Origin of the sequence: Caballeronia eucalypticola (assembly GCF_047608185.1) — a bacterium.
Lineage (GTDB): Bacteria > Pseudomonadota > Gammaproteobacteria > Burkholderiales > Burkholderiaceae > Caballeronia.
The window spans coordinates 188,843-200,735 of record NZ_JBLKRU010000008.1 but is presented as its reverse complement, the minus strand read 5'-3'; the positions used below and the strand labels follow the sequence as shown (position 1 = coordinate 200,735).

Here is an 11,893-nt window from a genome sequence, read left to right as displayed (position 1 = left end):
TGCAGAGGAAGGCCGTAATGAGAAAACGCCGAGATTTTACCATACTGAGCATTCTCAACCGAACCGGGTTGCCGCGGGGAAGCTTGAAGGGCAATGAGGAGGCTTGAGCAAAGGTTTGTTTCGATATGGCCGCGAGCGGCGGGGAATTCCGCTCAACAACGGGGTTCGCATCGTAGGGTCAGAATAAAGCCCACGCCTATTCGTCGATAAATTCGTCTTCGCCCGCTTTCAGCACTTTCACGATCGTCCCGCCGTTGAATCCACGCGTCGCGAGAAAACGCGCTTGTTTTGCGCGTTCGGCCGGCGTGGTTGGCAGTTCGCCGAACTTCTTGCTCCAGACGTCGCGAGCGCGGGCGAGCTCGGTTTTGTTCAGTTCGGCGCCGGCGTCCTGAATCAGCGTTTCGTCGATACCGTTGCGCTTCAACTCATGAACGATCCGGTTTGTGCCAAGCCGAGTGCCCCGCCGATGAACCACGCTCTCGACAAATCGCTCATTCGATAACCACCCTTCTTGCTCGAGCGCGTCAAGCAAGGTATCGAGGGAATCGCCTTCGTCGAGATGCGGCGTCAGCTTGCGGGACAGCTCGGCGCGACTATGTTCTCGACGCGATAAGTAACCCAGCGCTCGGCCACGTAAGGATAATTGCGGCCCCTTGCGCTTGGAATCGCTGGTTGCGGAAGCTTTGCCACGTCCGGTGGATCCGCGCGAATAAACCGATTCGGCGTTTTGGCTTTCGCTGACCGTGTCCGCCGCTAATGGCGCGCATTGTTCGAAAGGCTCGAATGGATCAGCTACGCCCACACCGATGCCGATGTCTCGCTCGATGCCCGGAGAAATGACCGGCGTTTTCGATTGCGATTTCCGCGCAGCTTTTGCAGGCAGGGCCTGTGATTGAACAAGAGCCTGTTCCAGCACCGCTCGAGCGCGCCTTAGGCGCTCCTCGGCATCGATCACTTCGAATTCAGCGGCCGAATCAGGCGGCGCGGATTCACTTCGATGCTCGTCAATACGCGGCGCCGCTACGCTTTCAGCGCTTTCGGGGATTTGCTCGTCCGCGGGTTTTGCAGACTTCGATGTTTTGCGACGGCTGGTGTTCCGATCGGTCGATCGCTCGAAAACGTCTTCGCCGTCAGCAGGCTGAGGTGACGATTTGCTACTGGAGGCCGGACCAGCCGCTTTGCGTCCAGACAACCCGCCGCGTCCAAATTTGCTTCGGTCACTCGATCGCTCGTATTCAGCGGGCGCATCTGCCGATGCACTCTTCGCAGATGCGCGCGCCGACGCCCCACCACCGCCGAACGATCCGCGCTTCGGATATGCACGATCACTCGACCGTTCATACACCGGCTCGCTGTCCTCCGTCGTTGCTCCGTCAGCCTCTTTTAAACTCGCGGCAATTGCCTCAGCTTTGCTAGTGCGAGACGACAGGCTTGAATCGCCTACGCGCCCAAAGCTGCTTTTCCTGGCAAAGCTACTGTTACCACTGCTGCTGCCAGCACTCTTGCCGCTTGAAAACCCACCGCCCTTACTAAATCCAGTGCTTACGCTCTTCTCGCCAGAAGCCCCGCCGCTCTTCGAGAAGCTGTTTCCAAACGAACGACGCGCCGGCGCAGATCCCTCCGCACCGGCGCGTTCGCTTGCTGCTGCGCGGAATCGATCGCTACTTCTCTCATAGCGATCAACCCCTTCCTCGGCGCCGAGACTTTCGTCTTCGTCACTGATGGAGTTCGAGCCGTCCGGATCTTCCTTTACGTCCTGCTCCGCGTCACGATTTGAATCGCGACCGGTTTTTGATCCGAACCGGCTCTTGCTGCGCATCATCTTTACCGCCTAAAACTCATTCTTCTTCATCCGCCACTTCGGCAACACCCGGTGCCAGTGCGTCGGCCATTGCATTGACGCCCAGAGACTCGCGAATCCGATTTTCGATTTCGCGCGCCATTTCAGGATTCTCACGCAGGAATTCACGTGCGTTGTCCTTACCTTGGCCAATCCGCTCGCCGTTGTAGCTGTACCAGGCGCCGGCTTTATCCACCAGCTTGGCTTGCACGCCCAAGTCGATGATTTCACCCTGACGCGAGATACCTTCACCGTAGAGGATGTCGAAGATGGCTTCGCGGAACGGCGGCGCAACCTTGTTCTTCACCACCTTCACGCGCGTTTCGTTGCCGATCACTTCGTCGTTCTTCTTGATCGAACCGATACGGCGAATGTCCAGACGCACCGATGCATAAAACTTCAACGCATTACCACCCGTGGTGGTTTCCGGATTGCCGAACATCACGCCAATCTTCATGCGGATCTGGTTGATGAAGATCACCAGGCAGTTTGTGCGCTTGATCGTGCCGGTCAACTTGCGCAGCGCCTGCGACATTAAACGTGCTTGCAAACCAGGCAACGAGTCGCCCATTTCGCCTTCGATTTCAGCCTTCGGCACCAGCGCCGCGACCGAGTCGATCACGATCATGTCGATGGAACCTGAGCGCACGAGTGCATCGCAGATTTCCAGCGCCTGTTCGCCCGTGTCCGGCTGCGAGATCAGCAGGTCCGACGGACTCACGCCGAGCTTTTGCGCGTAACCGATGTCAAGCGCGTGTTCCGCGTCAATAAACGCTGCCGTGCCACCGACCTTCTGCATTTCCGCAATCACTTGCAGGGCCAGCGTGGTCTTGCCCGACGATTCCGGACCGTAGATTTCCACTACGCGTCCACGCGGCAAGCCCCCAACGCCCAATGCAATATCCAGTCCGAGCGAACCGGTCGACACCACTTGAATGTCTTCAATGGCTTCGCCAGCGCCGAGTCGCATGATCGACCCCTTGCCGAATTGCTTCTCGATCTGCGCGAGCGCGACGGCAAGCGCCTTGCTCTTCTCTGCAGACATCCCGCCCGGGCCTTTCTTGCTATCTTCCATGAATCGTCCTTTGCTATGATGAACGGCGTCTGGCGCATGCCCTTGGGAGTTTTTTCCTGCTGGGCGCACTGCTGCAGACACTGTATAAAAAAACAGGTGTTTTTGCAAGTCCGATCGAAGCGCGTAGTTTCAGCGCCACGTTCGACCCATGCGAAACACCACTACACCTGGAGACCGCCGCGCCGGGCGAATTGCGGTGCCGGCAATGCTTTTTGCGCACACTACGATGCGAATCCTCATTGCCGAAGACGACAGCATACTCGCGGATGGTCTCATTCGATCACTCCGCCAATCGGGCTATGCCGTGGATCACGTGCGGCACGGCGTGGACGCCGACAACGCACTTTCGCTCCAGACTTTCGACCTTTTGATCCTTGATCTAGGCTTGCCGATGATGTCCGGCCTGGAGGTCCTGCGACGCCTCAGAGCCCGCAACTCCCAGATGCCCGTGCTTATCCTGACAGCCGCCGACAGTGTCGACGAACGCGTCAAGGGCCTCGACCTCGGCGCCGACGATTACATGGCCAAACCGTTCGCGCTGAACGAGCTCGAAGCCCGCGTGCGCGCCCTTACGCGGCGCGGCGCGGGCGGCGGTCCGACCGTTGTCAAACATGGCGCGCTCGCGTTCGATCAAGTCGGGCGGATTGCGTCGATCAACGACCAGGTCATCGAGTTATCGGCACGTGAACTCGGCGTGCTTGAAGTCCTGTTGCAACGGGTTGGCCGGCTGGTCTCGAAGGAACAGCTCGTCAACCACCTTTGCGAGTGGGGCGAGGAAGTCAGCAATAACGCGATCGAAGTCTATGTCCATCGGCTAAGAAAAAAAATCGAGCCCGGCGGGGCGCGGATCATAACCGTTCGCGGGTTAGGCTATAGCCTTGAAAAAGCCGTTGCCGCGGTGGCCGCCTCTGTACCGCCCTCCCCGGCAAACGCCGACGAGCCTGTCTCGCCCAGCCCGCAGCACAAGTAACACGTAACCACGAGTAATCACGCCATGGGCTCGCCAGCATCCCCCGAGCGCGCCGCTCCGGCGTTGCGCGAGCTGTCACGTGCTCCGCCGGATTTGCCGGAAGCCGATCCCGACGCATCCCGCGACGCGCGTTATGCGAATCCGTTCGCGCCGCCCGACGAGCTCGAGCCCGACGGCGAGCCCGCACCGCGTTCGCTATTCGGCGAGATCCTGGACTGGATGCTCGCGCCGCTGCTGCTCCTGTGGCCCATGAGCATTGCGGTCACGTATCTCGTCGCCAAGTCGATTGCCAACGGGCCATTCGACCGCGCGCTGGAGACGGATGCGTACGTGCTCGCGCGGCAGATCGCGCCGGTGAACGGCGTCGCGGAGTTGCGGCTGCCGAACGCCACGCGCGACTTCCTGCGCGCGGACAACGTGGACAGCGTGTTTTTCCAGGTGCTGGGTACGCGCGGCGAACTCGTAGGTGGCGACGCCGATATGCCCTTGCCTCACGACGATGACCGGCCGCAACCCGGCATCGTGGAGTTCCGTGACGATGTGCTGCGCGGCAACGATATCCGCGTCGCTTATACGACGGTGGAAGCACCGACGCTCTCTCACCCGGTGCTGGTCCAGGTGGCCGAGACACTCGATAAACGTAGCCAGTTGGCCAACGACATCATCAAGGGCGTGATCCTGCCGCAGTTCGTGATCTTGCCGCTGGCTATCGTGCTGGTCTGGTTCGGGTTGTCGCGCGGACTCGCGCCGCTGCATGCTCTGCAAGCGAATATTCGCGCCCGTCGTCCCGATGATCTTTCACCGCTCGAAGCAAGCCGCGCGCCGCCGGAAATCGCGCCGTTGGTGGCGTCGTTCAACGATCTGCTCAACCGGCTCGAGCAGAACATGCAGTTGCAGAAGCGGTTCATAGCCGACGCCGCGCATCAGATGAAGACGCCGCTCGCGGGTTTGAGGACGCAGGCGGAGCTGGCGTTGCGGCAGGACGTATCGGCGGAAGTGCAGCGCTCGCTTGAACAGATAGCTACGAGTTCCGAGCACGCGGCGCGACTGGTGACGCAACTGCTTGCGCTCGCTCGGGCGGAGAACCGGATGTCGGGGCAGATTTTCTCGCGCGTGGAGTTGACCGATCTCGCGCGGCTCGCCGTGCGCGACTGGGTGCAGGCCGCGTTGGCCAAACGGATGGACATTGGCTATGAGGAACCGCCGAATCCGGTCGAGGTTGAAGGCAATGCGGTGATGTTGCGCGAAATGCTGTCGAATCTTATCGATAACGCCATTCGCTACACGCCACCGGGCGGCCGAATCACGGTCCGTGTTCGCACCGACGAGTCCGATACGCGGCACGTCTTTCTCGAAGTGGAAGACACGGGTTTGGGCATTCCTGAAGCGGAACGGGGGCGCGTGGTGGAACGGTTCTATCGCATTCTCGGTCGCGAAGGCGATGGCAGCGGACTGGGTCTGGCAATCGTCCGGGAGATCGTGACGATGCACGGCGGCACCCTCGATATAGACGATCACGTGTACAGCGAAGCACCGCGACAAGCAGGAACGCTTGTACGAGTGGGCTTAAAGCGGGTTTATCCTGCCCGGGACAAACCCTGATCGAGGCTGGCCCTTCATATTTTCAGAAACCGATTTAAACGGATGTTAGCCAATTTATTGACGTAGAAGATTGCATATTTGCTGAATTTAGAGCAATAGGAAGACAAGAAAGCGTCTCAACGCCCACCCCCTCCGCGTCAGAACGCCGTAAGTTTTCCCTCCAATAATCGTTGCACGGCGCTGCTATCCGCGGATGCCATTCAAAGATCAATACAGGAGACGACTTCATGGCAACGGTCGAGGGGCGCATTTCCCACGCACCGATGACGAGCGAAGAACGGCGCGTGATTTTCGCGTCATCGCTAGGCACGGTGTTCGAGTGGTATGACTTTTATCTGGCGGGCTCGCTTGCCATCTATATAAGCAGGACGTTCTTCTCCGGCGTCAATCCGACGGCCGCCTTCATCTTCACCTTGCTCGGCTTTGCGGCGGGTTTTGCCGTGCGGCCGTTCGGCGCGATTGTGTTCGGGCGTCTCGGCGATATGGTCGGTCGCAAGTACACGTTCCTTGTGACCATCGTGATCATGGGTCTGTCGACGTTCGTGGTGGGCCTGCTGCCTGGATACGGCACGATCGGGATTGCGGCGCCTGTGCTCTTCATCGCGATGCGGCTGCTGCAAGGGCTCGCGCTCGGCGGGGAATACGGCGGCGCGGCGACTTACGTCGCGGAACATGCGCCTTCCAACAAGCGCGGCGCGTGGACGGCGTGGATCCAGACGACGGCTACGCTTGGGCTGTTCATCTCGCTGATCGTGATCTTGCTGGTGCGGAGTTCGGTTGGTGAGGAAACGTTCGGTGCGTGGGCTTGGCGTATTCCGTTCCTGGTGTCGATCCTGCTTCTCGCTGTGTCTGTCTGGATCCGGTTGAAGCTGCACGAATCGCCGGTGTTCGAACGCATCAAGGCGGAGGGCAAGACGTCGAAAGCGCCGCTGACCGAAGCGTTCGGGCAATGGAAGAACCTCAAGATCGTGCTGCTTGCACTGTTCGGGCTGACGATGGGACAGGCCGTGGTTTGGTACACGGGCCAGTTCTACACGCTGTTTTTCCTGACGCAGACGCTGAAGGTTGACGGCACGAGCGCCAACATCATGGTGGCGGTGGCGTTGCTGATCGGCACGCCGTTCTTCCTGTTCTTCGGGTCGCTGTCCGATAAGATCGGGCGCAAGCCGATCATCATGGCCGGGTGCCTGATTGCCGCCCTGACGTACTTCCCGCTCTTTCACGCGCTGGCTCACTACACGAATCCGACGCTGGAAGCCGCGACGGTCAAGGCGCCGATTAGCGTGATTGCCAACCCGGACGAGTGTTCGTTCCAGTTCAACCCGGTGGGGACATCGAAATTCACTACCTCCTGCGATATTGCCAAGGGCGCGTTGTCGAAGGCCGGTTTGAACTACGAGAACGTGGCAGCGCCAGCCGGGACGATCGCGCAGATCAAGGTGGGCGACACCGTGGTCAATACGTATGACGGCAAGGCGGCCGATGCGAAGGTCCAGGGCGCTGCGTTCGACAAGACGCTGGCTGGCACGCTGAAGTCGGCGGGTTATCCGGCGAAGGCTGATCCGGCGCTGATCAACTGGCCGATGGCGATTGTCGTCCTGACCATCATGATGATCTACGTGACGATGGTGTATGGGCCGATTGCCGCGATGCTGGTTGAGATGTTCCCGGCGCGGATCCGGTACACGTCGATGTCGCTGCCTTATCACATTGGTAATGGCTGGTTCGGCGGGTTCTTGCCGGCGACGGCGTTTGCTATCGTGGCCGCGAAGGGGAATATTTTCTCGGGGCTGTGGTATCCGATTGTGATCGCGCTGGCGGCGTTCGTGATCGGGATGCTGTTTGTGAAGGAGACAAGGGGTACGGCGGTTTATGACTCGGATTGATTTTCGGGGGGCATTTTCCGAGCTATCTTGTCTCTAGGAATGAGCCTGGAAGGGGTTGACAGGTTTCGCAACCCTCTTCATAATCTCGATCTCTTGGCGAATTAGCTCAGCCGGTTAGAGCGACGGAATCATAATCCGCAGGTCCGGGGTTCGAATCCCTGATTCGCCACCAAGATTGACGCGAGGCCCGCTGCTCCTAACGGACAGCGGGCCTTTCGCTTTGCGCGGTGAGCCAGTTTGTGAGCCATCTCATGCACAAACTGCCACACTTGTATCGCAATCGCTTCGGCGTCTATTACCTCCGCCTGGTCCGGTCTGGCCGGGAAACGAAAAGATCACTGCGCACCAAGGACTTCCGGCAAGCTAAACTTTTGGCTCTCGCGTTCAACCTTGAACTAGCCATGAAGACGCCGAAAGAGCAGCCGAGCGCCGCCGATTTCATCCTTGACGCCGAGGCGCTCAAACGGCTCGATGTCGTCTTCCCGGACGGCACGCAAGTCAAAGACATCAACACCGATGATGACGTGCGTCGCGCCAAGGAGCTTTTTGGTGCGAGATTTGAGGCCGCAGTCCCGTTCGACGCGCCCATTCTCCCGCCCCAAACGCTCGCGTTGATTGAGCGGCAGCGGGAAGCGGCGGAAGCCAAAAAACGGCGCGGAAAACCGTTCGCGGATGTCGTTAAGCTCTACAAGCGCGAAAAGGCGCTCGACAACACCGCCCGCACCCTCACCGCCAAGCAGGGCGCGTTCGACGACTTTGCGAAAACCGCCGGCGAGCGCCCGATGGACGCCTTTTCGCTCGACGACGCGATCGGCTACAAGAACCAGCTCATCGAGAATGGTGGCAGCGCGAGCCGCATAAATTCAAAACTTTCTTACCTTCGCGATTTGTTCAGCTACGCGGTGGCAAATGGCCAGCATCCTGGGCCAAACCCGTTCGAGAACGCCAAGGTCTCATCAAAATCAAAACTTGAACAACAAAAGCGATCGTATAAGCCCTTCTCGGCCGACGATCTCAAAACCATTTTCTCGCCAGAGGCGTACGCCTTGCGGATGGACAAGCCACATTACCGCTGGCTGCCTTTCCTTGCATTGTTTGCAGGCGCGCGCCTCGAAGAGCTCGCCAGCCTTTCTTTGAATCAAATACAACGAGATGGCGATGTTTGGTATTTCGAAATCGCGAAGGCCAAAAACGCGAACTCACAACGCCGGATTCCCCTCCACCGCGCGATCGTCGAATCCTCTTTTCTCTCTTATGTCGATAGCGTCAAGGAGAGCGGCGCCACCCAGCTTTTCCCGGAGCTCAAACCCGGCAAAAACGGCTACGGCAAGAACGTCACGCGGCGCTTTGCCGATTATCTCGACGAACGGTTGATAACCGACGACCGCAAGGTTTTTCACAGCTTCCGCCATACCTTCATTGCTCGCCTGTCGGCCAGGAACGTCCATCCCGCGATGTTGATGGCGCTGGTCGGCCACTATGACCAAGCCAAGGTGGATTTCAGCAGCCCGCATTTCACGAACTACCAGCACGACAAGACCCTCGCCGAACTTAAACAAACGATCGATTTGTTTGATATCGAATTGCCGTTTCGGTTTTAGCAATCCCATTCCAACTGTTTGAAAACAGACGCGGGCGGATTATCTTCCCGCGTTGAAAAACAACAATCTCAGGCAAGCCGCGAAATCCGATTGACGAGGGGCCTGCCGCGGAGCAATGTTTGCATTCGCGCAGGAGCCGGGGCTGGACCAACCTCCTTCACGTAAAAATTAAAATATGCGGCGAGGCGGCGATGAGCGAGCGTCAACCAAAGAAGGAGCGGCTGAGCGTCTATTTGATAAAAGACCCAAAGCTGCGCGACGAACAGATTGTCAAAACCGAACGGACTCACCCGCCGATTCTCCTCGAAGTCGGGGCGGGCGACGCGAAGCTTTACGTTAAAGCCAGGACGCAGCCGAAACTGCCGGAGTGGGTCGCTTTTATATTTCCTTCCCAAGACCCGCCCGCCGGCTTATTTCAAGGAAATCACAGCGATGGGGCAGTGCTGATTTTCCGCGACAAAGAAGCGGTGTTCGCGTTGTCTTTTGGAACCGGGCACCATCTGATCGACCGCGACCTTGTGGTTCGGGATTTCGGGCTGCGAGTCACGCTGAACTCCGTCGATCCGGACAAGCTGCGCAGCCTCGACAAGGCGAATTACGAAACCAACCCCCTTAACACGCGTAGCCAAAGCCCGAAGGACGCGGACATCTTCGATTTGCAGATCGACACCGAAAACGACATGGTCTATGCGCTCACCGGCACGTCGACGGTGCCGCTCCTCGGCGACCGAGTGACCGGCCGCGATGCGCTGACGATCATGCCTGAGTCGACGCTCGAAATTTTGCCGCTGATTCTTCGTGAGGCTCACGCGCGCTATTCAGAGAAACCGCCGCAAAAATTCTCATTCGTGGAGGATGTCAGCCGCGTCAGAGACACAGAAGACGAGCAAATTCTGAATCTCGAACTGAGCGACTTGCTCACGCAAGACCCGCCGCCGACCAATGTTTGGGTCGGGGAGCCCGAGATCGTCGACTGGGAGGCTCAGACCGGCTACTCGTTTGAAAGGGGCAAAAAGGGCGTCGTGCATTCCACCTTGCAACTCGACAAGTTGCTCGACCACATGGCCGCCAAAGGAGCCAAGCCAAGCGAGGCGGAGCTTCGCGCGCTCAAAATCTATGTCATCGACGCCAACTACATGCCAGTGAAGCAGTGGTCGGCGTATCAGTGCCTATATGCCGAGATCCCGATGGGCGACCAGGTCTACATTCTTCGCAACGGGGCTTGGCACGTCGTCAGCGACGACTTCGTCGATCGGGTGGACAAGGCGTTGGCCGACGTCGAGATCGACGCGACCGCGATGCCGGTTTATGCCCACGACGACGAAGGCCATTACAACGAGAGTTGCGCCGAGCCCGGGAGCGGATACGAGCTTTTGGATCGCAAGATGGTTCCTATCGGCGGCCCCCACGACAAGATCGAGTTTTGCGATCTCGTCCGCGACGGCCACGACTTGATCCACGTGAAGGTCTATCGAAGCTCCGCGACCCTCAGCCATTTGTTCGCCCAGGGCAGCGTGTCTGCCCAGACCTTTCTGAGAGATGGCCAGTTTCGAAAACAACTCAACAACCGGCTCCCCGCTTCCATCAAGCTTGTGGATCCATCCGTTCGGCCGGAGCCAAAGAACTTTCGCGTTGTTTATGCCATCGCCACATCGAAAAGCTTGCCTTTCGAGCTGCCATTCTTCGCAAAAGTCGCTTTGAAGAACGCCGTCGCCGACCTTCGAATGATCGGTTTCACAGTGGCGCTTTCGAGGATTGACCTTGATCCGGTCTTTCTGAAAACGAGTGTTTGCAAACCAGCTGGCGCAGGCGCGAATCTAGCGCCGATAACGCCAAAGAAACTTAGGCGCAAAGACGACCGGTCATCGCCGCCCGCCCGCTTATGACCCTGCCCCACGACACCGGCTCTCTTACTCGTATTTCAAATCAAGAGATGCCAGAAAAGGCAAGATTGCTCACCCTAACCGGTTGGCCGATTGAAGGAGTTTGATGGCGGATCTCGCAATAAAAGATTTGACGACGGTTATCGCCAGCGGCATCACGGCGATCGCCACACTGAGCGCCGTCGTGATCGCCAATCTGTTCAATGCTCGGATAACGAGGGCCAATGTCGAATCGGCTGAGCGACAAAAGCGTTTGGATTTCCGTCTTTCCAAACTCGAAGAGTTTTATCTGCTTTTCGAGCGATGGGAAATGGCTTTCGTTCAAGTGTGCTTGTTTCATTATCGCGGTTACCTCGGCGAATTAAGCTTTCGGCAAGTGTTGGACCTCACGCAATCTGACAAGACGCTTGCCCCAGGCGAGTTTCAGAAACTGATGATGCTGATGCGCATTCACTTCCGACAGTTCATCGTTGACCATGAAGAAGTCGAAGCCGCGCGACGGAATGCTGCGCGGTTCTTGCACGATCCAGCCCGCACGAGGTTGACCGCAGATGAATTCTTCGCGGCCCAACAGCGTTTCGACGCAGCGTGCGCAATTTTCAAAGAGAAGATCGCAACGAACGCGCGAGCGCTGGACGGCTCATGATGCGGAAGACAGCGCCCGAGCGCTTTGAGCAAAAGCGGCGACGTTCGCGGCCGATCACCGACCCTCCTCGATGACCCACCGCCGCAAGTCCGGCTAAAAATCAGCACTCGGCGTCGTGCCATCTATTCGCGACGCGCGTATCCTCCGATTCTCGGCAGATTGCGGTTGATGTAATCGTTGAGCCCCCTGCCTTGCTCAGCCAATCGCTTCATGGCCTCGACATGCCGCGCTCCGGGCCTGGCGTCCGTATACCAGTAGGTCGCAAAGCGCCCTTCTTTAAAGCGGATCGCAATAAATCCAGGTCCGCACTCGTAGGACGCGATGCCCGAGTCACCATCCAAATTCTTATAAATCGGCATGCTTGTGTCCCCGACGATTTTCGTGGCTGAT

General features: G+C 58.4%; 9 protein-coding genes and 1 tRNA gene. 7 read left to right on the top strand and 3 right to left on the bottom strand.

The window, feature by feature from the left end; genetic code table 11:
- Positions 1-196: 196 nt before the first annotated feature.
- Positions 197-1,822 carry a recombination regulator RecX gene (gene recX / locus ACMX25_RS12445; RefSeq protein ID WP_414950246.1) on the bottom strand — a complete coding sequence of 542 codons (1,626 nt, stop codon included), beginning with the start codon at positions 1,820-1,822 and terminating at the stop codon, positions 197-199.
- 16 nt (positions 1,823-1,838) lie between these two features.
- A complete protein-coding gene (recA, locus tag ACMX25_RS12440; RefSeq protein ID WP_299716559.1) occupies positions 1,839-2,915 on the bottom strand; it encodes a recombinase RecA in 1,077 nt (358 codons plus the stop codon).
- A 226-nt stretch (positions 2,916-3,141) separates the two neighbouring features.
- Between recA and ACMX25_RS12435 the strand changes: the two genes are divergently transcribed.
- The 7 genes from ACMX25_RS12435 to ACMX25_RS12405 all read left to right on the top strand — a co-directional run bounded on the left by ACMX25_RS12435 (position 3,142) and on the right by ACMX25_RS12405 (position 11,503).
- A complete protein-coding gene (locus ACMX25_RS12435; RefSeq protein ID WP_414950245.1) occupies positions 3,142-3,885 on the top strand; it encodes a response regulator in 744 nt (247 codons plus the stop codon).
- A 24-nt stretch (positions 3,886-3,909) separates the two neighbouring features.
- Entirely contained in the window at positions 3,910-5,487 is a 1,578-nt protein-coding gene (locus ACMX25_RS12430) for a sensor histidine kinase (RefSeq protein WP_414950244.1), read from the top strand.
- A gap of 227 nt (positions 5,488-5,714) precedes the next feature.
- Entirely contained in the window at positions 5,715-7,373 is a 1,659-nt protein-coding gene (locus ACMX25_RS12425) for an MFS transporter (RefSeq protein WP_414950243.1), read from the top strand.
- A gap of 95 nt (positions 7,374-7,468) precedes the next feature.
- A tRNA-Met gene (locus ACMX25_RS12420) sits at positions 7,469-7,545 on the top strand.
- Between the two features lie 79 nt (positions 7,546-7,624).
- Entirely contained in the window at positions 7,625-8,974 is a 1,350-nt protein-coding gene (locus ACMX25_RS12415; RefSeq protein ID WP_414950242.1) for a tyrosine-type recombinase/integrase, read from the top strand.
- Between the two features lie 191 nt (positions 8,975-9,165).
- Positions 9,166-10,860, top strand: coding sequence for a TIGR04141 family sporadically distributed protein (locus tag ACMX25_RS12410; protein WP_414950241.1), 1,695 nt, complete (start codon positions 9,166-9,168; stop codon positions 10,858-10,860).
- A 103-nt stretch (positions 10,861-10,963) separates the two neighbouring features.
- Entirely contained in the window at positions 10,964-11,503 is a 540-nt protein-coding gene (locus ACMX25_RS12405; RefSeq protein WP_414950240.1) for a hypothetical protein, read from the top strand.
- Positions 11,504-11,625: 122 nt separating this feature from the next.
- On the opposite strand, the gene ACMX25_RS12400 is transcribed toward ACMX25_RS12405, so the two are convergent.
- On the bottom strand, positions 11,626-11,862 hold the full coding sequence (locus ACMX25_RS12400; protein ID WP_414950239.1) for a hypothetical protein: 237 nt from the start codon (positions 11,860-11,862) through the stop codon (positions 11,626-11,628).
- Between the last annotated feature and the right edge of the window lie 31 nt (positions 11,863-11,893).